This window comes from Fibrobacterota bacterium (assembly GCA_019509785.1).
Classification (GTDB): domain Bacteria; phylum Fibrobacterota; class Fibrobacteria; order UBA11236; family UBA11236; genus Chersky-265.
Window position 1 is genome coordinate 76,955 of the sequence record JAEKLQ010000028.1, and the last position, 23,271, is coordinate 100,225.

General features: G+C 62.5%; 18 protein-coding genes. 12 read left to right on the plus strand and 6 right to left on the minus strand.

The genetic code is table 11. From position 1 onward, the window contains the following. Positions 1-89 precede the first annotated feature (89 nt). Together JF616_06445 and JF616_06450 are read left to right on the plus strand one after the other, a co-directional pair. Positions 90-2,393 (plus strand): PAS domain S-box protein, encoded by a 2,304-nt coding sequence (locus JF616_06445; protein MBW8887384.1) that lies wholly within the window; start codon positions 90-92, stop codon positions 2,391-2,393. A gap of 64 nt (positions 2,394-2,457) precedes the next feature. Next, positions 2,458-3,309, plus strand: coding sequence for a M48 family metalloprotease (locus JF616_06450; GenBank protein ID MBW8887385.1), 852 nt, complete (start codon positions 2,458-2,460; stop codon positions 3,307-3,309). On the opposite strand, the gene JF616_06455 is transcribed toward JF616_06450, so the two are convergent. Genes JF616_06455 through JF616_06465 form a run of 3 tightly spaced genes read right to left on the minus strand, consistent with a single transcriptional unit; the run spans position 3,284 to position 5,201 of the window. Continuing rightward, positions 3,284-4,393: a CofH family radical SAM protein gene (locus JF616_06455; protein ID MBW8887386.1), complete on the minus strand. Its 1,110-nt coding sequence runs from the start codon at positions 4,391-4,393 to the stop codon at positions 3,284-3,286. The two genes, JF616_06450 and JF616_06455, sit on opposite strands and share 26 nt — an antisense overlap. Before the next feature lie 35 nt (positions 4,394-4,428). Then, positions 4,429-4,887, minus strand: coding sequence for a molybdenum cofactor biosynthesis protein MoaE (locus JF616_06460; GenBank protein MBW8887387.1), 459 nt, complete (start codon positions 4,885-4,887; stop codon positions 4,429-4,431). Positions 4,888-4,943: 56 nt separating this feature from the next. Then, complete coding sequence (locus JF616_06465; GenBank protein ID MBW8887388.1) at positions 4,944-5,201, minus strand: hypothetical protein; 258 nt, start codon at positions 5,199-5,201, stop codon at positions 4,944-4,946. A 79-nt stretch (positions 5,202-5,280) separates the two neighbouring features. Between JF616_06465 and JF616_06470 the strand changes: the two genes are divergently transcribed. From JF616_06470 to JF616_06480, 3 genes are all read left to right on the plus strand, one after another. Beyond that, positions 5,281-7,719 carry a dehydrogenase gene (locus JF616_06470; protein ID MBW8887389.1) on the plus strand — a complete coding sequence of 813 codons (2,439 nt, stop codon included), beginning with the start codon at positions 5,281-5,283 and terminating at the stop codon, positions 7,717-7,719. A gap of 224 nt (positions 7,720-7,943) precedes the next feature. Further along, positions 7,944-8,219: a helix-turn-helix transcriptional regulator gene (locus JF616_06475; protein MBW8887390.1), complete on the plus strand. Its 276-nt coding sequence runs from the start codon at positions 7,944-7,946 to the stop codon at positions 8,217-8,219. An 84-nt stretch (positions 8,220-8,303) separates the two neighbouring features. Then, entirely contained in the window at positions 8,304-8,969 is a 666-nt protein-coding gene (locus JF616_06480) for a PorT family protein (protein MBW8887391.1), read from the plus strand. A gap of 29 nt (positions 8,970-8,998) precedes the next feature. Here the strand turns inward: JF616_06480 and JF616_06485 are convergent, their stop codons facing one another. Next, complete coding sequence (locus tag JF616_06485; GenBank protein ID MBW8887392.1) at positions 8,999-9,529, minus strand: DUF3592 domain-containing protein; 531 nt, start codon at positions 9,527-9,529, stop codon at positions 8,999-9,001. Between the two features lie 192 nt (positions 9,530-9,721). Between JF616_06485 and JF616_06490 the strand changes: the two genes are divergently transcribed. The 7 genes from JF616_06490 to JF616_06520 all read left to right on the plus strand — a co-directional run bounded on the left by JF616_06490 (position 9,722) and on the right by JF616_06520 (position 20,612). After that, a complete protein-coding gene (locus JF616_06490; protein ID MBW8887393.1) occupies positions 9,722-13,123 on the plus strand; it encodes a transglycosylase domain-containing protein in 3,402 nt (1,133 codons plus the stop codon). A gap of 118 nt (positions 13,124-13,241) precedes the next feature. Beyond that, the gene (locus JF616_06495; GenBank protein ID MBW8887394.1) at positions 13,242-13,889 is read left to right on the plus strand and encodes a hypothetical protein; all 648 of its coding nucleotides are present in this window, start codon (positions 13,242-13,244) and stop codon (positions 13,887-13,889) included. Between the two features lie 58 nt (positions 13,890-13,947). Continuing rightward, a complete protein-coding gene (locus tag JF616_06500; protein ID MBW8887395.1) occupies positions 13,948-16,767 on the plus strand; it encodes a cadherin-like beta sandwich domain-containing protein in 2,820 nt (939 codons plus the stop codon). A 192-nt stretch (positions 16,768-16,959) separates the two neighbouring features. Next, entirely contained in the window at positions 16,960-17,526 is a 567-nt protein-coding gene (locus JF616_06505; protein MBW8887396.1) for a hypothetical protein, read from the plus strand. Between the two features lie 168 nt (positions 17,527-17,694). Further along, a complete protein-coding gene (locus JF616_06510) occupies positions 17,695-19,374 on the plus strand; it encodes a transglycosylase SLT domain-containing protein (protein MBW8887397.1) in 1,680 nt (559 codons plus the stop codon). Positions 19,375-19,384: 10 nt separating this feature from the next. Further along, positions 19,385-20,035: an alpha/beta hydrolase gene (locus JF616_06515; protein ID MBW8887398.1), complete on the plus strand. Its 651-nt coding sequence runs from the start codon at positions 19,385-19,387 to the stop codon at positions 20,033-20,035. A gap of 52 nt (positions 20,036-20,087) precedes the next feature. After that, entirely contained in the window at positions 20,088-20,612 is a 525-nt protein-coding gene (locus tag JF616_06520) for a hypothetical protein (GenBank protein MBW8887399.1), read from the plus strand. A 17-nt stretch (positions 20,613-20,629) separates the two neighbouring features. On the opposite strand, the gene JF616_06525 is transcribed toward JF616_06520, so the two are convergent. Continuing rightward, entirely contained in the window at positions 20,630-21,940 is a 1,311-nt protein-coding gene (locus tag JF616_06525) for a hypothetical protein (GenBank protein MBW8887400.1), read from the minus strand. A 67-nt stretch (positions 21,941-22,007) separates the two neighbouring features. Continuing rightward, positions 22,008-23,264: a carboxypeptidase regulatory-like domain-containing protein gene (locus tag JF616_06530; GenBank protein MBW8887401.1), complete on the minus strand. Its 1,257-nt coding sequence runs from the start codon at positions 23,262-23,264 to the stop codon at positions 22,008-22,010. Positions 23,265-23,271: the final 7 nt, after the last annotated feature.

Consider the following 23,271-nt stretch of genomic DNA (forward strand, 5'->3'; position numbering starts at 1 on the left):
ATATTACCGTTATGGCTGAATCCGGGCAGGGCCAGGCGGGATCTCCCCGCCCAAGGGATCGCAGGGATCGCAGGGATCGCAGGGAGCGCTTGGGAGGTATCCTCCTCATCGTTGCCTTGGCCGTCCTCTGCGAGGTGCTGCGCGCCACGCCTTTCCGCATTTCCAATCCTCCCGCCTTCTTCATTCCCGCCATCGTCTTCGCGGGCTTTCGCGGCGGCCTCTTCCCGGCGTTGGCCGGGGCCGCCGTGGCTTGGGGCTATATCGCCTACTTCTTCTCGGGGCCGGGCGTTCTCTACTACTCTCCGGAAAACCTGAACCGCGTTATCATCTGGTCCTTTTCGATGCCATTGACCGCTTGGATGGCGGGCGTATTGCACGAAAGGGCTTCCCGGGCCCTGGCGCAGGCGAAGTTGGCGGACCTGGAGCAAGAGCAAGCCAAGGAGCGGGTCCGCGCCGAAGAGGCGCTGCGCGAAAGCGAAGCCTTGCTCCGCACCTTCGTGGACCATGCGGCCGACGCGTTCTTCCTGCACGATACCGATGATTACGGGAGGATCCTGGACGTCAATCGCCAGACCTGCGAAAGCCTCGGGTATAGCCGGGAGGAATTGCTCGGGCATTACCCGAGGGAATTCGATGTGGGGCTTTCCCCGGAAGACGTCATCAAGATCGGGATGCGCGTGGCGGCGGGCGAGACGTTCGCCTTCGAGACCCGGCATCGCCGCAAGGACGGGACGGAATTCCCGGTAGAACTGCGCGTGCGGCCCTTCCAATATGGGGGAAAGCGATTGTCCGTCGCCCTCGGCCGGGATATCACCGAGCGCAAGCAGGCGGAGAAGGCGCTGAACGACAGCCATGACCTGCTGCGCGCCGTGGTGGAAGGCACTCCGGACGCCATCCTCGTCAAGGATGTGGAAGGCCGTTACCGGATGATCAACTCGGCCGGCGCCGGCGTCATGGGGAAGGCGGTGGAGGAGGTGATCGGCAAGGTGGACGGGGAGTTCATGGCGCAGGAAGCCGCCGCGGTCATCCGGGAGCGCGAACTCCACATCCTGGCCACCGGCGAAACGGAGACGTTCGAAGAAACCGTGGCCACCCCCGGAGGGCCGCGCATCTTCCTGACGACCAAGGGCATCTATCGCGATCGGCAAGGGAACGTGATCGGGTTGGTGGGCCTGGCGCGGGACGTCACCGATCTGAAGCGGCTGGAGGACCAGTTCCGCCAGGCCCAGAAGATGGAAGCCTTGGGGGGATTGGCCGGCGGCGTCGCGCATGACTTCAACAATTTGCTCATGATTATCACCGGGTACAGCGAATTGGTCTTCAATCGGCTCCGGCCGGAAGATCCCAGCCGCGTTCCCTTGGCCGAGATCCAGAAAGCGGGGGAAAGGGCCGTAGCCTTGACCCGGCAATTGCTGGCGTTCAGCCGCAAGCAGGTGCTCCAGCCCCAAGTAATCCGCCTCAACGTGCTGATCGAGGAACTCATCAGCCTCTTGAGGCGCTTGATCGGGGAGGATATCGAATTGACGCAAGCCTTGGATCCCCGCCTGGGCATGGCCAAGGTGGATCCGGGCCAATTCGAACAGGCGATTATAAACCTGGCGGTCAATGCCCGCGACGCCATGCCTAAAGGGGGAACGCTGTCCATAGCGACCCGCAACGTGCGTATCGGCCAGGCCGAAAAACGCCGGCATCCCGAGGCGCGGCCCGGGGAGTACGTGGTCGTGGAGGTTTCCGATACGGGGAACGGCATGGACGAGACGATTCTCGCGCGCATCTTCGAACCCTTCTTCACCACCAAGGAAGCGGGGAAAGGGACGGGCCTGGGCTTGGCGATGGTATATGGTTTCGTGAAGCAATCGGGCGGGCATATCGAAGTGGAAAGCTTTCCGGGCCTGGGGACGAACTTCCGGCTCTATCTTCCCCTTAGCGAGGAAACCGAACCGTCCCGCATTACCGTGCAGCAGGATTTCCGGACTCCCAGAGGGGACGAAACCATTTTGCTGGTCGAGGATGAAGAGGCCGTTCGGACCCTGGCGCGCCTGGTTTTGCAATCCTACGGATATAAAGTGCTGGAGGCCGCCGACGGGCAGGAAGGGCTCACCATCGCAAGGGAGTACCGCGGAACCATCCACGTGGTGGTGACCGATATGGTGATGCCGCGGATGAGCGGCCGCCAGCTGGCCGACCATCTCGCCAAGGAAAGGCCCAATCTGCCCATCCTGTTCATGTCGGGCTATACCGACGACGCATTGCTGCAGAGCGGCGCCAACGGCGCGGGGGAGGGATTCCTCCCGAAACCCATCAGCCCCTTGGCTTTAACCCGGAAGGTACGCCAGATTCTCGATGCCGGCATGGTGCCTCGGGAAGTTGCGTCCTTGCCTGGGCCGGCTTGAATAGCTTTTTTCCCCTGGAACAGTGCCCATGTCTTCTGGAACCGTCCACCCGGAAAGGCCGACTATGCTTCGCCTGCGAACCGCATCCGCCCTCCGCTATTCCGCCGCTTCCGTATCCTTGCTCCTCTTCGTCCAATGCGCCGGCTTCTTCGGGGGCATGGGGAAGATGCTGGTGTCGGAACAGGATGAGATGAAACTCGGCGCCGAATTCAACAAGACCCTGACCACCAACGATACCGCGAAGCGCGAGATGCCGATCTTCGTGCCCAAGAACCAGGCCCAAGCGGAGATGCAAACCTATATCATCGGATTGGCCAAGGAGATCGTGGACAGCTGGCCCGCCAGCCAGAAGCCCTCGTATCCCTTCACCTATACCCTGATCGATAAGGACGTGGAGAACGCTTTCGCCGTGCCGGGCGGATACGTTTACATCTATACCGGAATCCTGAAGAAGCTGAACGACGAGTCGGAACTGATGGGCGTGCTCGGACATGAGATCACCCACGTGATAAACCACCATTACAGCCGGCAATTGGCGGAGAACACCACCTTAGGCATCGCCTTGCAGACCGTGTTGGTGGCCTCCAACGCGGGACAAGGAAGCCAGATGGCCGCCGGGGCGGCCTTCCAATTGGCCGGCCTCAAGTTCTCGCGCAGCGATGAGACCGAGGCGGATAGGGGCGGGACCTTGGCATTGGGGAGGGTGCAACGCAATACCCTGGGGATCGCCAAGTACTTCGAACGGGCCAAGAGCATGGGCGTACCCCAATGGCTATCGGACCATCCCGGCAACGGCAACCGGGTGAAGGCGATCACCAAGATCGTCAACGGCGATCCGAAACTGAAGGCCCTGGCCGATCAAGGGGATGCCACCCGTTATGCCAGTCGCTTCAAGTCCCACGTATCGGCGCTGTAGCGCTGCCGATTCCGGCCGCTTCCTCCTCCGGATAGCGGCCGAACTCGTATCCTAGGGTCCGTCGTTTCGGCGTGAAGCCTGCCTCGCGGATGAACTTGCGCGCCGCCCCCAGGGTCTTGAGCCCGGACGAACGCAACACGTTTTCCTCAATCACGATGCTGTTGATGTCGTTGGCGCCCGAGTAGAGCGCCAGCTCGCCGAGTTCCTTCCCCATCCCGAGCACGCTCACCTCGATGTTGGGGATGTTGTCCAGGAACAACCGGGCCACGGCGATGAGGCGCAGGTATTCCCAGCCGCGCACGTGGCGTACCGTGAACTTCTTGGTCTGCGGCTGGAAAGCCCAGGCTATGAAGGCCAGGAAGCCGCCGGTGCGATCCTGCTGATCGCGGATGGCGGACAAATGCTCGGCGACGTCCTCCCGGGTTTCCACCGAGCCGAACACGATATTGCTCGATCCCTTGAGGCCCAGCTTATGGCATTCGCCCATCACCCGGCACCAGTCGGCCGCGCTCAGCTTCTTCGGCGAGAGGATCTCGCGCATGCGCGCGGTAAGGACTTCGGCCCCGGCTCCCGGAACCGAACCCAAGCCCGCTTCCTTCAGGATGACGAGCAGCTCGGGCAGAGGCAGATTCTCCTTCTGGGCCAGGCGCAGCAATTCGATCGGGGAGAATCCGCGGACGTGGACCCGGTATTTCCCGGAGAGCATGCGTAGCGCGTCCACGTAATAGCTGAGCGGGAGCTTGGGATTGACGCCGCCCTGCAGGAAGATGGTGTCTACGCCCAGCCCCAAGGCCTCTTCGGTCTTGGCCGCGATCTGCTCCAGCGTGAGGGTGTAGCCGCGATCGCTTTCGATCTCGTCCTTGAAGGAACAGAACGAGCAATCCACGTCGCAGAAGTTGGTGTAATTGACCACCCTGTATGCGGTATAGCTCACCGATCCCGGATCGTGCATGACCAGCCTCTTCCGGTGCCCGGCCGCGACGATGTCGGTCCAATCGTCCGAAGCGAGAAGGGCCAAGGCATCGCTTTGGCTTAGGCGGATGCCCGCAAGGGCCTTGTCGAGGATGGGTGCGATGGGAGCCATGGGAAGTCCTTACGTCTGATGCTTCGCTGCGGGTTTCAACCCCCGACGTGCCCGCTGTTTCCGCCGTGCCCGGAATGCGCCGTGCATCCCCGGCTCCATCCGCTCGTCCCGTCCGCGCAGATCTCCCGTTTCCAAATGGGGGCCTCGTGCTTGATGCGATCGATGATGTAGCGGGAAGCGCGATAGGCTTCGTCGCGATGGGCGGCGCTGACCGCGATGGCGATGGTGGGCTCGCCCAATTCGACGCGGCCCAGCCGATGCCATACGGCGGCTTTGGCGATGGGGAAGCTTTGATGGGCCGCTGCGACGATCTCCGCCAGGACGCGTTGCGCCATGGTCGGATGGGCTTCGTACTCCAGCGCGATGACGCCGGTTAGCCCTTCGGAGTGGTTGCGCACGGTCCCCTCGAAGACCAAGATAGCGCCGGCGGCCGGATCCGCCACTTGGGACCGCAAGGCCGGGATATCCAGGGGCTGCGGGGTGAGCCCGACGATCTTCGGGTCGGGAATGGTCGCGTCCATATTCTTGTCCGTCATCCGGCTCTCGTCCGTCATCCGCCGCTGATGGGGGAGATGATATCTACGCCGGAATCGAGTTCGGAACCTTGCCAAGACCGGCCCGCTTGGGCGTACGCGTCGCCCACGGCGATACGGCTGGCCAGGAACAAATCGCGTTGGCGCGGATGCAATGCGGCCAAGCGCTCCAGAAGGCCGCGCTCGTCCACGGGCGTTTCCACTTCCACCTCTTCCATGCCGGTTTTCAAGGCTTCACGCAATTGGGCGTAGTACCGGACACGCACGGACTTCATAGGTAAGAATTTACTAAAGGCATCCCCGGGTGATCCCAGCTTCGGTGGGGAGGTAGCCGCCGGTTTTTAACTTTGCCCCATGCCCAAAAGCCTCCCCATCCTGCCCGCCCAAGTGCGCAAACCCGGCGTCCTGGAAATCGGCCCCATCGCCTTGAACGCCTACCGCGCCACGCCCGCCGAGGAAACCGCGCGTTTCGGGCGCCTGGGGCTTATCCGCATGTACCGGGACATGATCCTCATCCGCGAATTCGAAACCATGTTACAGCGCATAAAAGTGCAAGGAGAATACGCAGGCATCGCTTGCGATCACAAAGGCCCTTGCCACCTTTCCATCGGGCAGGAGGCGGCGGCCGTGGGCATGGCCTGGGCCTTGGGGCCCGAGGATCTCATCTTCGGATCCCATCGCAGCCATGGCGAGATCCTCGCCAAAGGATTCTCCGCCATCGCCAAATTGCCGGAAGACCGTATCCTTCCCATGCTGGAGGCCTACGGCGGCGGTCGCACCTTGCGCGCCGTCGAAGGTATGCGAAGCGGCCACCCAGAATCCGCCACGGGCGGGCCGCGCGAGCTGGCGCTGGATTACCTGATCTTCGGGACCTTGGCGGAAATCCTCGGGCGCGACGCGGGTTTCAACCGGGGCTTGGGCGGATCGATGCATGCCTTCTTCCCGCCATTCGGGATCATGCCCAACAACGCCATCGTGGGTGGCAGCGCCGATATCGCGGCGGGGGCGGCCCTGCACAAGCGGGTGCAACGCAAGGGCGGCGTGGTGGTGGCCAACCTCGGGGACGCGGCGGCGGGTTGCGGGCCGGTATGGGAGGCGATGATGTTCGCCTCCATGGATCAATACCGGACCTTGTGGAGCCCGGCCTTGGGCGGCGCCCCGCCCGTGCTCTTCAACTTCATGAACAATTTTTATGGTATGGGAGGGCAGACCTTCGGCGAGACCATGGGCTTCGGGGTGCTGGCCCGCATCGGCGCGGGGGTGAACCCGGAAAACCTGCATGCCGAACGGGTGGACGGTTACCATCCCCTGGCGCTGGCCGACGCCTTCGAACGCAAGATCAAGATCCTGAAGGAAGGCCGGGGGCCGGCCCTGCTGGATACCATCACCTATCGCATTTCCGGGCATTCCCCTTCGGATGCCTCTTCCTATCGCGATCGGCACGAGGTGGAACGCTGGCAGCAGGCCGATTCCATCGCCGCCTTCGGACGGTACCTGGCGGAGAACGGGCATTGCGGGCCGGGCGATCTGGAAGCCTTGCGCATGGATGCCGAAGCCCGCATGGCGCGCGCCCTTTCCCACTGCGCCTCCCCGCAACGGACCCCGCGCCTTCCCGCGGAGGCCATCGGGGGATTGATGTTCTCTTACGGGACCGCCGAACGGACGGGCGAGGGCGAAGCCGACATCCGCATCGAGCCCGATCGCAATCCGCGCCTTTTGGCCCTGCGCGATAAGGGCCGCGCCCACCTGACTTATTCCGACGCCCTCTTCGAGGCCATGCTGCACCGCTTCCGCGTGGACCCGGGCATGATCGCCTTCGGCGAGGAGAACCGCGACTGGGGCGGGGCGTTCGGTGTCTACCGCGGGCTCACCGAGTGCCTGCCCTACCATCGCCTTTTCAATACCTCCATTTCCGAAGGCGCCATCGTCGGGGCCGCCGTGGGCTACGCGCTTTCGGGCGGGCGCGCGGTGGCCGAAATCATGTACTGCGATTTCTTGGGCCGCGCCGGCGACGAGGTCTTCAACCAAGCGGCCAAGTGGCAAGCCATGTCCGGCGGGGCCCTGCGCTTGCCCTTGGTGCTCAGGGTCTCCGTAGGATCCAAATACGGCGCCCAGCACTCGCAGGATTGGACTTCGCTGGCCGCGCATATCCCGGGCCTGCGGGTGTTCTTCCCGGCCACGCCCTACGATGCCAAAGGCATGCTCAACCTGGCCCTGCGCGGCACCGATCCCGTCGTCTTCTTCGAAAGCCAAAGGCTATACGCCGAGACCGAACGCTTCGCGCCCGGAGGCGTTCCGGAAGGGTATTACGAGATCGAACTCGGCATGCCCGCCGTGCGCCGCTCCGGCAAGGATCTTACCCTCATCACCTTGGGAGCCACGCTCTACCGGGCTCTGGAGGCCGCCGAGGAGTTGGAACGCGACTACGGGATCGCCGCCGAGGTCATCGATGCGCGCTTCCTCAACCCCCTCGATTACGGCCCCATCCTGGATTCAGTGCGCAAGACGGGCGCGGCGGTGCTGGCCTCGGATGCTTGCGAACGCGGGTCCTTCCTGCATACCATGGCCGCGCGCATCTCCGGGGCCGCCTTCGATGATCTCGACGCCCCGGTGGCCACCGTCGGGGCGCGCAATTGGATTACGCCCGCCGCCGAGATGGAAAACGATTTCTTCCCGCAGAAGGATTGGATCCTGGACGCCATCCACGAGAACGTGCGGCGATTGCCCGGCCGCATCCCGCGTACCCGCCAAGCGAATTCCGATCTCCTGGAGCGGGATCGCATCGGGATCTAACCGCCCGGCTTTCCCGGGCTTGCGCCTCTCCCGGGGGTAGCCGCCAAGGGACGGATTTACCATATTTTCCCGCCTTTAGGCATGCGCCCGCGCGTTCGTTCCGTCCTCCGCCAGCCGCCTCGAAACGAGCGCGGGCAGGCTGGGAAGGGTTGACAGGGGTTAACCTAGGAGTTAACCTATATGCCCGTTACACGGACGTTCTCCGAGGCGAGAAGGAGGCCTTGATGGCAAAAGCGAAGAAGAGCAAGAGCGCAGGCAAGCCCGCGAAGAAGACGTCCGCCAAAGGCGGAACCGGCGCCGCCGGCGACACCCGCGTCGGGGAAATGCTGCGTAAGGCCCGGGAATCCGTCGGGGTTTCCCAGGAAGAGTTGGCGGGCCGTCTCAAGACCAAGCGCACCGCCATCTCCCGCATCGAAAACCATGCGGACGATATCAAGCTCTCCACCTTGGAACGGGTGGCCCAGGCCCTCGGCAAGGAATTGAAAGTCAAGATCCAGTAAGCCGGACGGGGATTGACGGCGCTTTTCCGCGCCGGCGCAAGACCCCGCTTGCGGCTCCATCCGACAATTGGGATAATCCCACGGATGAGCACTCACGCCCGCCTTCCCAGCTTAGTCCTCTTGCTCCTGGCCCTCGGCGCCGGGAGCGCTTCCGCCGAACGCAAGCCCGTGGCCTTGGGTCTCTTGGGCGGCGTCACCAGCACCTCTTACTACGGCAAGGACGTCCGGGATTTCGATTTCGAAATCTGGCCCACCGTGGGATTCTCCCTGGCTTTCCATCTGCCCGCGTTCCTGGGCGTCGAAACCGACTTGCTCTACGTGGGCAAAAGCGGCTCCACCCGCAGGAACGTCTACGATTCCACCTTGGGGTCCGATCGGAAGCTGGTCAGCACCTTCAAGCTGCACGCCTTGGAAATCCCCTTCATGATCAAGGTGACCGCCCCGACCGGAACCGAGGTCCAGCCGATCTTCTTCGGCGGGCCCTCCTTCGCATGGTTCTTTTCGCGGAAATCCTATTCGGATTATATCGACGTCGCCGACGGCATAGTCGTTCCCCAGGAAGAACAGCCCATCGTGCTCCCGGAGAACCTTACCCCGTACGAATGGAGCTTATGCGTGGGGGCGGGCGTGGAATGGGGCTTGGGATCGTTCCAGCTGCGGGTCAACTTCGGGCAGAAGAGCCTGGACAAGACCGACGCGGTGGACTTGCGCACCGCCAACCTGGCCCTCATGGCCGGCTTTATCTTCTAAAGTCCCGGATACATTTCAGAGGCCTGGATTCATTTCCGGAACCATCCCGACAGGGACAAGCCGGATAGCATCAGCCCGACCAAAAGGAATCCGGCTCCCAGGCCCAATTTCATCCATACCCGGAACAGGCCGTCGTGTTTCTTTTCGATGATGGATTCCTTGGGGGCCGCGGGGTCGAAGTATACGGTGACCGGGGCTCCCGGCGCATATCCCTTCAAGCGTTCCTCCCAATACGCCTTGGGCCTGGGCTCCTCCTCGAAGGAAAGGCGCCATCCCCAAATGCTCTGGCCGGCGACGGAATAATCGTACAGCACGTCGGGGTACCAATCCTCCCCGGATGCGAGGGTATCTTTACGGACGTTGACGCGGAGGAATTTCCCGGAAGCGGGGGACAGGCGATCGAGATGGACGAGCGTGTCGATGCGGCGCCAATCCTGGCGCGCCGATTTGAAGCCGAGCCAACAGACCAGGATGCCGCACAGGAAAGCCAGAACCCGGACTCCTTGGGGCACTCCCCCCGCGTGTTCGGTTTCCGGTTGGCGCGCGGGATCAATTTTCATAATCACACTCCCGGCCTCGGCGAGTCCGAGATGCTACAATATACTCCAAGCCGCGGCGGGCTCCAAAAACGGGGCCGGCGGGGCGAGTGAATGGACTCCTCCAGTACATCGCGGCGCGAAGGCACAGGAAGAATGATCAAGCCCGCGGAGGGGCCGGGGCAAGCGGACGGTCCGGCGACCGGGGAAGCGTCGATGTTACCCCCTGCGCGCGGCGGCGCGTCGCGGCACATCCCCTTCGGCGATCCCTTTTCGGCTATCCCCGCCTTGCTGAAGCGCCGCTTCGTCCGGCGCATCCTGCTTTACCTGATCGCGATGGCCATCCTGGCCGGGGCGGCGGCGATCGCGTTCGCCAGCTACGAGATCTCGACCTCGCATTTCCAGGCCCGCTATTTCGCCGGCCTCGCGCGCGGGCTGTGGTACGCGCCCGGGCCGGGCGCCACCGACAAGATCCGTTTCCCCGACAAGGGCCCCACCGACGAGCGTCGCGGCTATACGGACATCCCCGGGTTCACGGCGAACCTGCGCGCGCAAGGCTACCAGGTGGAAAGCCAGGCCCGCTTCTCCTCGTTGATGCTTAAGCTCGCCGAGAAGGGGATTAATCCGACCTATCCCGAAAAGACCCAGGCCGGGCTGGCGTTGCTCGATAATCGCGGGCAGTCGATGTTCAAGGTCAACTATCCCTTGAAGATCTATCCCGCCTTCGACTCCATCCCGGATCCGATCGTCAAGACCCTGCTTTTCATCGAGAACAAATCCTTGCTCGATTCGGCATGGCCCGAGCGCAATCCCTCCGTCGAATGGGGCCGCATGGCGAAGGCGGCGGTGGAACTGGCGCGGCAGAAGCTGGGCCACCCGGGCAACGTGGCGGGCGGCAGCACCTTGGCCACGCAATTGGAGAAGTACATGCATTCCGAAGAAGGCCGCACCCTGGGCCCCAAGGAGAAATGGCGGCAGATGCTCTCCGCCAGCTTGCGCGCGTACCAAGGCGGAGCGAACACCCTGGATGCGCGCAAACGGATCCTGCTCGAATACGTGAACACCGTACCCTTGGCAGCGCTCCCCGGTTACGGCGAAGTCAACGGCCTCTCCGACGGGCTTTTGGCCTGGTACGGGGCCTCCCTCGATTCCATCAACCGCATGATGCGTTCGCCCGGGAGCCATGGCGCCGGAAAGAACGGGATAGATACGGGCGTGGACATGGAAGCCTTGGGCAAAGGCTACCGCCAAGTCCTTAACCTGTTCATCGCCCATCGCCGCCCTACCTCCTATCTGTTGCAGCACCGGGACGCGCTCAAGTCCATCAGCGAGAACTACCTGCGCATCCTGGGGCGGGATGGGGTGATCAGCCCGCAATTGCGCGACGCCGCCCTGCGTTCCGACCCGGAGCTTATGCGCCGCGCGGCGGCCTTCTTTCCCGCCGCCTTCGTCGAACGCAAGCACGTCAACTCGGTGCGCAACACCTTGCTCACCCAGCTGGGCCTTCCCCGGCTTTACGATCTCGATCGCCTCGACCTCACCGTGGGCACCACCTTGGACGGCCGGGCGCAGAAGTCGGTGGTGCGGACCTTGAGGCGCTTGGCCGATCCGGATTTCGTCGACTCGGTAGGCTTGCATTCCTTCCGCTTGCTGGAGAAAGGGGATCCCGCCAAGGTGGTCTACAGCTTCACCCTCTACGAAACCGTGGAGGGACGCAACCTGCTGCGCGTGCAAGCCGACAACTACGAGCAACCGCTCAACATCAACGAGGGCATCAAGCTCGATCTGGGATCCACCGCCAAGCTGCGTACCCTGGTGAACTACCTGGAGATCATGACCGATTTGCGGGCGAGCCTTTTAGGCAAGGACCGCCAGACCCTGAAGGACCTGGAGGCTTCCGGTCCCGATCCGCTCACGCGTTGGGCCGCAGGTTACCTGGCCGACGAGGCGGCCGGGATCACCCCCAAGCCGGACAGCGCCAAAGCGAAAGCAGAAGTCGCCAGGGTTAAGGCCGAAGGGGACAAAGCGAAAACAGGGACCGTCGCGGCGAAAACGCAGTCTGCTAAAGCCCTCATGCCCAAGTCGGACGAAGGCCTGATGGCCATGCTCGATGCTTCGCTGGAGCGCAAGTTCTCGGGAGCCACCAACGAGAAGTTCTTCACCGGCGGGGGCGTCCACTCTTTCGTCAACTTCGAGGCCAACGAGGGCGGGATCCAATCCATCAAGACGGCCTTCCGCCACTCCGTCAACCTGGTCTTCATCCGGCTGATGCGGGAGATCGTCCAATACTATCAGGCGCAGCTCCCCATCTCGCGCGCGACCTTGCTGGATTCCAATTCTACCGAGCAACGCCAGTCCTATCTCGCGAAGTTCGCGGAACAGGAGGGGCAGGTGTTCCTCGGGCGCTTCTATCGCAAGTACCGCGGACTCGATCCCGCCCAGGTCACCGAGGCTTTCTTCCACGGCTTCCGCCCGGTGCCGCGACGCTTGGCCGCCGCCTATCTGTATCTCGATCCCAAAGCCGACACCTCCGCTTTCGCGGACTTCATGCGCGGGCAATTGGGGGATTCCCTCTATCCCCAAAAGTCCCTGTCCCAGCTTTACCGGCAACACCAGGATGAGGATCTCAACCTGGCCGATCTCGGCTACGTGGCCGGCGTGCATCCCCTGGAACTCTGGCTGGTAGGCTACCTGCGCGCGCATCCCGGCGCCGCTTGGAGCCAGGTCAAGGAAGCCAGCCGCGACCAAATCCAGGAGACCTACCAGTGGCTCTTCAAGACCCGCCACAAGCAGGCCCAGGACCTGCGCATCCGCGGCATCATGGAAGTGGAAGCCTTCCTGGAAATCCACCGCGCCTGGCAACGCCTGGGTTACCCCTTCGGATCCTTGGTGCCCTCCTACGCAACCGCCATCGGAAGCTCGGCCGATCGACCCAACTCCCTGGCCGAACTCGTCGGCATCATCCTCAACGATGGGGTGAAATACCCTTCCGAACTGATCGATCGGCTCCGCTTCGCGGAAGGCACGCCTTACGAAACCATCTTCTCCCGGGCCGACGCCGCGCCCAAACGCCTTTTGGCCCCCGAGATTTGCCGCACCCTCATGCCTTGCCTCTTAGACATCGTCGAGAAGGGCACGGCCGCGCGCGGCTACAAGGCCTTCCCGCTTCCGGGCGGAGGCTACATCCCGTTGGGCGGCAAGACGGGCACGGGCGACGACCGCTTCGAGACCTTCGGCAAGGGCGGTCAGCTCATCGAATCCCGGGCGGTGAACCGCACGGCCACCTTCGTCTTCTTCCTGGGCGATCGTTTCTTCGGCACCCTTACCGCCCACGTGCACGGGCAGGAGGCGGACAAGTACGGGTTCACGAGCGCCCTTCCGGTCAGCATCCTGCGGCTGATGGCCCCCGACCTGATGCCCTTGCTGGCGCCTCGCGAACAGCATGGCCGACCGGAGGACTTCCCCCTGGCCGCCGATGAAACCGGGCCCCGCCGGTTGCCCGCCCCCATGACCGTGCCCCGGCGCCCGGCCGTCGACGCGGCTACGCTCTCGAAAATGCTATTGGGGCCGGCGGTTCCGGACACCAATCAGGCGCGTTCCCCCAATGCGTGGGAATGACCCGATCTCTCCGCCCATCCCCGGATAATTAACTTTACCTCGTTACGATGCCGCAGGGGACGCCTCCCGCCGGGGAGGGGACCGATGGCACGCGATTCATTTCAACTCGAGGCCTTACATGAAGCCGAGCCTTTCCGGGATCACCTACTTCCTACTTCTTTCAGCCGCCGCCTTCGCCGCGGCCCCTTCCGCGCCCTCTGCCGCCGCCTCCCATCCGGCCGGATTGGATCAGAAAAAGATCCATTCCGATTACAACGACGGGAATTTCGAGAAGGTGACCGCCACCCTGGAAGGGTTCATGGCCGCCCATAAGACCTATAGCTTCGAGGACAGCGTGTTCATCGCCAAGCATCTGGCCGTCGTGTACACCGCCAATCCAGAGACGCGGGAAAAGGGCAAGTACTACATGTACCGGCTGCTCGCCTTGTTGCCTTCGGCCAAGCTGGTGGATATGTACGTGAGCGATGAGATCGATCGCATCTTCGAAAAGGTGCGGGAGGAATTCATGTCGCGCCAGCAATCCTTCGGCGTGGATACCGCGAAGGTGAGCGTACCCGCGAAATCGCCGTCGCGGGAAGGGCGCGAAGCCGCCTCCGGGCCCGTGCCGGCCGGCCCCGCGGCCCCAGCGGGGCGGGAGGAAGGCAACAGCCATAAGACCACATATTTAGTGGTCGGAGGCACGGCCGTGGTGGCTTTGGGCATCGCCGCTTACTTCGTTTTCAGCGCGAACCCGAAGAACACAGATAAGACTTATGTGGTGCCGTAAGGCAGTCCGGAGGTTACTGCCCGCAGTCGCTTTAGGTCTCTTCGTATGGGCTTGCCGTATGACCGGGGAAGAGCAGGCCTTCCTCGACGTACGCGCGGATTCCACCTGGACGGCATTCGATCAGGTAGCCGTGGTTCTGACCGAGAAAAACGGCACCCCTATCGATACCTTGTTCAAGGGAAAGTTGACCTCCCCCTCGCAGTTACGGAAGTTGCCCGCGCCAGGCTATGACGGCCGACAGGTGCAAATCGTATTGATCGGCTTCAAGGATGGAAAACCGGCCAAGACCGAAACCCGGAATTATGACGGGCGCAGCCAATCCGAGACCGGGCCCAACCTGGTGGTGGTCATCCCCGTCGATACGGGATCCGGCGGCGATTCCTCGCTCGATCTCAAGCCCGACACTCTCCGCATTTACCTAGGCGGCCCCGCCGTCCCCCTCGCCCCGAGCGGATCATTCTGGACGGGTAAAACCATAACCTGGTCGAGTGCGAATGAGAAAATCGCGACCGTGAACGGGGGCTTCGTGACCGCCATCGGCCCCGGTAGTTGTTTCATCCGGGCCGGGAGCGGCAATTCCAAAGACTCGAGTCGCGTGACCGTGGTACGGGATTCACCCATTCTGGATCCGGGAGGGGATACCGCCGTTTCGATCGGCGCCATCGTCAGCTTCGCGGTGAAAGTGCGCCAGGAATTCGGCGGCATATCCGCCTTCAAATGGAGCTTAGACGGCGATAGCGCATGGGACGATTCCGCCTCGGGAATGCCTTCCCAGGCCAGCGTTTTGATCACGCCCCCGCGGACCTTCGGCCAGGCCGGGACCCTATCGCTTCGGTTCCTGGTGCGCGACGGCGAAGGCAATGAGACCATCGCGACCCGAGCGCTTTCGATCTCGAGCCAAATACCCAAGATTACGGCCTTTCCCGGGGACTCCTCGATTACGGTAGGGGATTCGCTTTCCTTCGCGGCCAAGGCGGAAGTCAACGCCGGTTCCCTCAAGCAGTACGCTTGGGACTTCGGTGACGCATCCCCCGCCTCGGCGGGAACCCTATCGGGCATCGCGGCGACCATCGCCGGCGGCCACCGCTTCGGCAAGGAGGGGGCATTCAAGGTCGTCCTGACGGTGGAGAATGATGCCGGAGTACGGATTTCAGCTTCGCTCATGATAAGCGTCGCCCCCACCGTGACCCAGTCCTCGCCTCCTGTCATCTTGGCGTTCACCCCTTCCGACACGGATATCTCCATTAACGATTCCGTTTCTTTCGCGGCTACGGTAACGGGATCCGCCCCTCTCGATTCCTACAGTTGGGATTTCGACGGAGACGGATCGCCCGACCTGGTCGGGACCCTATCCGGGACGAACGCCGCCTTGAAGGCGGGAAAGCGTTTCCTACCGGCGGCCAGCAATACGGTCACCTTGAAGGTGACGGACAAGGCGGGAAAAGTCCAGACCAAACAAGTGACCGTCCTAGTGGAAGCCGATCCTCCCAAGGCGGACGCAGGCAAGGATACCGCCGTTGACGCGGGCGCCCTGGTTTATCTCCACGGCAAAGCGTCGGATAGGCTAGGAAAAGTGGTCAAAACGGAGTGGAAGATCGGCTCGGGGAACTATAGCGTAGCCCCGCCGGAGACATCGCTCGTCGCCTCCCTGGCGGGCCAGGTAGAGGTGCCTTGTTCCTTCCGGGTTACCGACGATGACGGGCAAAAGGATTCCGATGTAGTGATCGTGAGCGTAAGGGCATCCACGGACGCGACCCTCAAAGGCCTTACCCTTTCGACCGGGACCTTGGCGCCGGAGTTTTCCCCGACCGTGACGGCGTATACCGCTTCGGTACCGGAGAATCTATCCATGATCACGGTGAACGCCGTTCCCAATTCCCCCGGCACCAGCTACACCGTGAACGGGGTCCCAGCTGGGTCGTCCCCGGGCATCCCCCTGCATCTGGGGCAGAACATCGTCACGATCCTCGTCACGGGGCAAGATAATTCCCGGAAAAGCTATCGGGTTACGGTTACGCGACTGGATCAAACGCCTCCCGGAATACCGGTGATGTCCAATCCGACGATATTCAAGTCCCCCACGCCAACTTGGGTCTGGACTTCGGGCGGCGACGGGAGCGGGACCTTCCGCTACAAATTAGACGATTCCATCCTCACCTCCGGGGCCGTTACCGCCAAGGTTTTGAGTTTCACGTCCCCGGCTTTGGCCGATGGGTACCATACGCTCTACGTGCAGGAAGAGGATTCCGTGGGGAACTGGTCCGAAACGGCTTACTTCAAGATCGCAGTGACCGTGGGTCCGATCTCCTGGTACAAATTCGATGGGAACTTCAAGGATTCGGGTCCCAATGCCAATGATGGGACGGGTTCGGGTACCCTGACCTTCGTCGCCGATCATACCGGCGCGGCCAGCAAGGCCGTGAGTTTCGCTTCCGGGAACGGCCAGATCACCATGGGAGACGCTTCCATTCTGACGGGGAATTCCGTTACGGTTTCCGCTTGGATTTATCTCGCGTCGTCCGCTTCGACCGATACGCGCTATTTCGTCTATTCGGGCGGGGTGAATTTCGCTTCGGAGGGTTCCGCGATTTATTTCGCCGTCAGTACGACCAATACCAATAGCGCGTGGTGTACCGTCAACGTGGGGGAATGGACCCAGATCACCGGAACATATGATGGAAGCGACATCAAGATTTATAAGAATGGGGTCTTACAGTCCACTACTCCGCAACCCGGCACGGTTACCGGGAACCTGAGCCAGATGTACCTGGGTTACTTCAATTCCGTTTTCTGGGATGGGAGGCTGGATGACTTACGCTACTATAATCGGGTCCTTTCCCAGACCGAGATCACGGCCGTAGCCAATGGCAGCATGTAATCGGGAATGGGAATGATTACCTTCTCGGTCATGTCTCCATTCCGGTTCACGCTCCCCGTATTGTTGACGGCGTTCGCCCTCCATTGCGCCGCCAAATCCCCGGAAGAATTCGTCGGCTCCGGCGCAAAGACTGCGGCTTCCGCCTCCGATACTTCTAAACCCGCTTCGGCAGGACACGCCAAAGCCCCGTCTATGCCGCGAACCGCGTCCGCCAAGGCCCCCAAGCCCGCAATCGATACCGCTCGCGTCCATGGCCTCTACCTGGATGGCGATTTCGACCAGGCCATCCGCCTGCTGGATACGGCTTTGAAAGGCCGCAAGCCCTTGAGCCATGCCGATAGCGTTTTCTCCTTCAAGCACTTGGGCGTCATGTACGCCGCCACTCCGGCCACGCGGGAGAAGGGCCGCTACTACATGTTGCAACTCATCTCCATCGAGCCCACCGCGCGCATACTCGACATGTACGCCAGCGACATGATCTACCTCATCTTCCGCAACGTGCAGGAAGAGTACGAGAACAAACACAGCAAGATGGCGGCGGCCGCGCCTGCCGATACCGCTCCCGCGCCCCAGGCCGCGGCCCATAAGGATTCGCTGCCCGCTCCCGCCCCCGTCGCCACCGTATCCAAGCCTTCGAATCCGCGCACCTTGTACTGGGTGGCCGGCGGAGCCGCCGTCGCCGCCGGCGCCGCGGGCCTCCTCTTCATCCTCCTCGACAACCCGGAACCGAAGAAACGCAACATCGTTCTTTCGGAGTGATCCAAGCCCGGATGGGATACGTCCCGTCCGGCGCCGGAAAGTCAAGACCGGCGCGCGCCCGGCCGTTTGGGAATCGTGGGCATGATTGCCCGAATCCGCGCGGAAACGACGCGCCAACATTCCGGAACCGGGGCGAACCAGCGATTGCCGACGATGGGGTCCCGGGTTATGATAGGAAGTCCGAAGGGAGGCTTCCTGAAGCGGTTTTTCCTCACCGTAGTCGATGGCGCCCCGATCGATCGCAAGGTCGAGGTGTTCTCGTCCGTGACCGTGGGGCGCAGCCATGGCAACGACCTGGCTTTCACCGGCGAGGAGTACGGCATCGTTTCCGCCCGGCACGCCCTGGTGGCCCTCAAAGGCGCATCCTTGTGGCTGCGGGATTTGGACAGCACCAACGGTACCTTCGTAGGCAAAACCCGCGTGACCGAGCGGGAGCTGTTGGGCGGCGAGATCATCATGCTGGGCCACGACGGGCCGGCCATGCGCGTGGAGGTGATGGACATCCCCGAGGAGCGCTCCGGCTCGGAAACCCTGCTGGCCAAGGGCCGCGAAACCACCACCATGCTGGCCCCGGAGCTGGGCCTTTTCGCCCGCAAGTCCCGCCGCGACGGGAATCGCAGCCTGATCCTGGAGATGGCCAAGCGATTGCGCAGCAGCAACAGCCCGCAGGAAGTGATGCAGGGCCTTTTGCGCGATCCCGAGCGGCTGGCGCGGCTGCTGCAAGGGGGCGTGATGCCTGAGCGCGTGGCCGATTGGCTGGGAGGCATCGGCTCGCGTTTCGCGCGTTCGCGCCGGCGCATCCTATGGATCGGAGGCGCCTTCGGCGGGATCGCCATGGTCGGGATATCCGTGCTGGGCTGGCAGAATTTCAGCTATCGGCAGAAGATCAGGAGGCAGGGGGATTTGCTTTCCCAGATCCACGAGTTGGAGAAGGGCTTGGATGCGCCGGCGGCGGCGGGGGAGGATTCGCCGGAACGGGCGCGGGCCGTGCACCAATTGCTGGCGGCGGAAAAACAGCTTTTCCAACTGCGCGAGAAACTGAAGCTCCCCGATCGCGCGCCCACCTATCAAGACCCCTTGGGGGCGGACGTGCATCAAGTGCTGGAGGAGCTCGGCAAAAAGGCCTTCATCGTACCCGAGAGCTTCATCAAGACGGTGCAAGGCCAGATCGACTACTTCATCGCGCCCGGGAACCGCGCCACCCTCGCGCGCTGCTTCGCGCGCAAGCCGCGCTACGAGGCGCTCATCCGCCAGGAGCTGAAGAAAAGGAACCTGCCCTACGACTTCCTTTACATCGCCATGCAGGAGAGCCTATTGGACTCCGCCGCGCGGAGCGGCAACGATGCGCGGGGCCTTTGGCAGCTGGTGCCGGAAACCGCCCGCGATTTCGATCTGAAGGTGCCGGAGGATTGGAAAGCGGCGCCGGCCGCCCTCGACGAACGGACCCGGCCGCGGGCCGCCACGCGCGCGGCGGCCGATTACCTGCATACACTGTATTCCGATTTCGGGGACGCCCCCCTGGCCATGGCCGCCTACAACGCGGGCGCCACCAAGATGCGCAAGACCTTGCGCCGGATCGAGGATCCCATAAATGACCGCGATTTCTGGTACATCTACCGCATGGGATACATGTCGGCGGAGACGCGGGAATACGTGCCTAAGATCATCGCCATGATCCTGATCGACCGGAACCGGGAGAAGTACGGCTTCCCTCCGGAAGCGAAGAGGATGGAAGCGAAAGCCCCGGAGGCGAAGGCCGCGGAGGCGAAAACGCCGGAAGCGAAGCATCCGAACGCGAAGAAACCCGCGCCGAAGCGGGCTACTTCCGCCCCCAAGACGCGCGTCTAATACCCGCGTTATGGAATGCGTCGTATTGCTCCACGGCCTGGCCCGCACGGACAAATCCATGTCCGTCATGCAGGCCCGGCTGGAACGGGAAGGCTTTCTGGTCGTCAATCACGGCTATCCTTCCCGGAAGTACCCCATCGAAGAACTCGCGAACCGGTTCCTGCCCTTGGCCCTCGCGCAATGCGCCCGGTCCTCGCTGCCATCGGAATGCGGGAAGATCCATTTCGTCACCCACTCCTTGGGCGGCATCCTCGTCCGCCAATATCTGAACGACCATCGGCTCCCGAAGTTGGGCCGGGTAGTTATGCTGGGGCCGCCCAATCACGGGAGCCAGGTAGTCGACAAGCTGGCCTGGGCGCCGGGCTTCAGCTGGTACAACGGTCCGGCAGGTATGCAATTGGGGACATCGGAGACCGGCATCCCCGCCCGACTAGGTCCCGCCGATTTCGAAGTCGGGGTCATCGCCGGGACCCGGTCCATCAATCTCTTCCTATCCCTGTTCCTGCCCAACCCGAACGATGGCAAGGTTTCCGTAGAGAACACCAAGCTGGCGGGCATGCAGGACCATATCCAAATCCCGGTCTCGCACCCGTTCCTGATGCGCGATCCGAAAGCCATCGGATATACGGTGAATTTCCTAAAGACGGGTTCTTTCCGGTAGCGGATGGGAGCGTGCTGACGAGGATAAGGCGGGTACTTACATTGGATGATCTATGCCCAACCATTTCGCCCTCCGCACGGCTCCCGTTTTCGCGCTTCTGATCGCTTTCGCGCCCGCGCGTGCCAAGGACCACCCGGAATGGAAGTCCGAAAAGGATTTCCGCGATGCGGCTCCGATGGTCCACCGCCAGGCTTTATGGTTGGAAGCCAATCCCGACGCGAAAACCTGGGGGGACAGCCTGAAAACCGTCCTCACCTGGGCCCATGACGTTCCGTACGCCAACCTGGGCACCGCCAAGGTTTTCGAAAAGGAAATCCAGAACCTGCCCAAGGATCCGGTGGCGGGCCGCATCGCCAGCATGATGCGGGTGGGTTTCGCGGAGGACGCGACCGAGCCGGAATTCCGGAAGGCCACGGAATTCGGGCAGGCGAAGGCGGGGGTAACCTGCATGATACGTTATTACGAGAACGTCAAGCAGGCCAAGCCGGATTATTCGATCCCAATGATAGAACGGTTGGCCGGGCTCATGCATTCGGATGCGCTGGACGAATACATCCAAGCCAAGCTGCGCAAGTAACGCCCGGCGCGGCGCCCTTAGAGAACGGGCCTGGAAAAATCGTAGCGGAAGATGTTTTTCTTGACGTACGCATCCGCCAGAGCGGGATCGGCCGATTTGGACGCCTGGCCCTTGAAGGTTTCCACGAAGCCCGGCGGGACCTTCGCCCTTCCCAGGGCATGCAAGAACTCACCGTAGCCGGCATAGGTATTTCCGACCACGTTGTCCTTCAGGTTCCGGAATACCTCGGGGGGAATCCGATCGGTGGGGGGCACCGGAATGCTTTGCGCCATGGCCGTGTGCAAGGGCTTTAATCGCACCTCTTCCGCTTCGACTTCATCCACCGCCGACTGGGATAGGGTATAACGCATAGGGAAATCGGAAGCCTGTTCGGCGAGCGATCGCTTTACCGCATCCTCGGACAAATCGCATCCCAGGGGGAAGGCGTCATAGGTCGTCCCGGCCGCTGATCCATCCGAGCGACGCTTGATCCCGAACTCATGTTCCCAAGCGGTGCCGAAGACGGTCTTGCTCATATTCTTCCAGGAGATTTTGGTCCCCGGAGGAGCCGCGTCCCAAGCGGCGTTGAAGCCCGCCGCTTGGGACGCCTCGTCGGGTTGGACCACCGCGGTTTGCATCGGGAGTCCCGCGGAATGCTGGTTGCGCAGGATCAAGCCGGAGAACCGCTTATTGAACGCCGCTTCGCTACCCGAATATCGCCTCCAGGCCAAGAGCAGGGCGACCTCGGCATAGGTCGCGCAGTCCAGGGTCCATTTCTCCAGGTTATCGAAAAGGGCGCCCACGGCCGCGTAGGGGGCCGTGATCGGGGAGAACGCGACGCTGTGGCCCCTGGTTACGTCGTTCAGATTCTGGGACCAATTATCCTGGTCGAAGTGGGTGAACTTTTCCGCCGGGGATCCGAAGGTGGGCTTCGAGCCGCCTTCGATTTTCCGCTGGAGGGCGGTGAGGGTGGCCAAGACATCGTCCGGCCAGTTCCGCGCCTTGGGCGTCAAGGTCCCATCGCAGCAGGCGTTCTTCAGGGAGCCTGGGGCCGCGGCGACGGGGGCTTTCGCGGCCGGCCCTTTCATGCCCTCATCGTAGTAGCCGACCGCCTTGGTAAGGTCGTCGCCGGAAAGCTCGTCGTCCAATTCGGCCCTGAGGGTCGGTTCATCGGGGTAGGTTTTATGGTACAGCGCATCGACCTCGCGCATGTTGCCTTGGTCGCGCGCCTGTTTCAGGGCGGCGAACACCCCGTCCTCGTCGGTTCCCCCGAGCCCCAGGAACCCGGGATCGTTGAACGCATCGTACAGCCGTTTCACCAAGGTGGCGGCATCCGCGCTACCGGCCATAATCAGCAGCTCCCATCTCTGACTTATCCCGCCTTTTCATCCAAGCCGCATCCGCCGCCCGACGTTTTCATGCGAGTCCATCGGGCGCGACGCCCGCAATGGTCAGGTAGTTGTTCGTGACGCCCAAATTCGCTTCGCTCTTCATCATGGCCTGGATGGCCTTGTTGACCGGGTCGTCGTAGTGGTAAATCATCACGTTAGCGCAGGTGGTTAGCCAGATGCAGGCTTGCTTTTGGCGATCAACAGCGCTCAGGCCCTGCATATAGCCCAAATCCTCAAACGCGGTGTACCAGGCCGAATAATCCACGATCTTGTTCCAGAAAGCGCCAACCGCGGGTACGTGCGGGCCCTTGGCACCGGATATGTCCTTCGCCACATGCCAGCCTTCGTGCCGCGCCGCGAGCTCGTTGATGAAGCGGTAGCGGGTACCCTCTCCGTCGGTGGACCCGGCCAAGGCCGGATCGACGAAGTTGGTCGCATTGATGCCCCCGCCTATTCCGTCGATTAGCACGCGGTTGCGGAAATGGTTGATTTCATGCCCGAACACCGCCGCCAGGCGGGTCCTGGCCGTTGAAAACCCCGACTCCCGCGCGACGCTGGAGTTCGAGTTGCTGATAAGCGCATAGCCACGGCGTCGCGGATCGTTCTGCAATCCGAAATAGTAGGCGTTCGCCGTGATGTCCCCGGATTTCAGGTAGGTGGTCTTCAAAGTTTCGTATTCGTCTACCGGGAGCTTGTCCTTCAATACGGTGAGCGATTTCCCGGCGCTGACCACGGCGATCAGGTTCCCGCCCTTCATCTCGGAATGGGTGAAGTGCGCTACCTGATGGGCATGCGATCCATCCGGGAACCGGGAGAGATCCTTGAGCAATTCCCCGAAGTCGTAATCCAAGCGATCCCCGAACTCCATCATGAAATTGGGGGTCTCCAGTTCGGTGACCATGCGCGCATCGAAGAGGACGGGCAAGGCGTCGCTGGGCTTCTTGGGATCCTTCGGCAGGGAGGCGATGGAGCCGCAGTAGGTCTTGGGGCTCGTCCAAACGCCCGCGGCGGGCTTGTTCCCCACGGTCGGGACCGGCCCGTACAGCGGCTTGGAGACCGAAACGTAATAATCGCCGACCTTGAGGAAGGTGGCCTTGAAGTTGCCGTTCCCGTCGGTCAATCCCGTCGCGGCCACCTTGCCGGTCGCGAATTCCGTGAGCGTGACCTTGGCATCGGGAATCGGATCCTGCGGAACGCCGTCGAGGAACTCGCGCACCCACACCCGGATCGAGGTGACCGTGGTCGGGCCAGGAGCCGCCGTGATCTTGGTCTTGGTCGTCATCCGAATA

Bases quoted from the DNA above. Each gene is read 5' to 3' on its own strand.
- JF616_06450 (MBW8887385.1), top strand. From the start codon at position 2,458: ATGCTTCGCCTGCGAACCGCATCCGCCCTCCGCTATTCCGCCGCTTCC.
- JF616_06455 (MBW8887386.1), bottom strand. From the start codon at position 4,393: ATGGCTCCCATCGCACCCATCCTCGACAAGGCCCTTGCGGGCATCCGC.
- JF616_06465 (MBW8887388.1), bottom strand. From the start codon at position 5,201: ATGAAGTCCGTGCGTGTCCGGTACTACGCCCAATTGCGTGAAGCCTTG.
- JF616_06470 (MBW8887389.1), top strand. From the start codon at position 5,281: ATGCCCAAAAGCCTCCCCATCCTGCCCGCCCAAGTGCGCAAACCCGGC.
- JF616_06475 (MBW8887390.1), top strand. From the start codon at position 7,944: ATGGCAAAAGCGAAGAAGAGCAAGAGCGCAGGCAAGCCCGCGAAGAAG.
- JF616_06480 (MBW8887391.1), top strand. From the start codon at position 8,304: ATGAGCACTCACGCCCGCCTTCCCAGCTTAGTCCTCTTGCTCCTGGCC.
- JF616_06485 (MBW8887392.1), bottom strand. From the start codon at position 9,529: ATGAAAATTGATCCCGCGCGCCAACCGGAAACCGAACACGCGGGGGGA.
- JF616_06490 (MBW8887393.1), top strand. From the start codon at position 9,722: ATGTTACCCCCTGCGCGCGGCGGCGCGTCGCGGCACATCCCCTTCGGC.
- JF616_06495 (MBW8887394.1), top strand. From the start codon at position 13,242: ATGAAGCCGAGCCTTTCCGGGATCACCTACTTCCTACTTCTTTCAGCC.
- JF616_06500 (MBW8887395.1), top strand. From the start codon at position 13,948: ATGACCGGGGAAGAGCAGGCCTTCCTCGACGTACGCGCGGATTCCACC.
- JF616_06505 (MBW8887396.1), top strand. From the start codon at position 16,960: ATGCCGCGAACCGCGTCCGCCAAGGCCCCCAAGCCCGCAATCGATACC.
- JF616_06510 (MBW8887397.1), top strand. From the start codon at position 17,695: ATGATAGGAAGTCCGAAGGGAGGCTTCCTGAAGCGGTTTTTCCTCACC.
- JF616_06515 (MBW8887398.1), top strand. From the start codon at position 19,385: ATGGAATGCGTCGTATTGCTCCACGGCCTGGCCCGCACGGACAAATCC.
- JF616_06520 (MBW8887399.1), top strand. From the start codon at position 20,088: ATGCCCAACCATTTCGCCCTCCGCACGGCTCCCGTTTTCGCGCTTCTG.
- JF616_06525 (MBW8887400.1), bottom strand. From the start codon at position 21,940: ATGGCCGGTAGCGCGGATGCCGCCACCTTGGTGAAACGGCTGTACGAT.
- JF616_06530 (MBW8887401.1), bottom strand. From the start codon at position 23,264: ATGACGACCAAGACCAAGATCACGGCGGCTCCTGGCCCGACCACGGTC.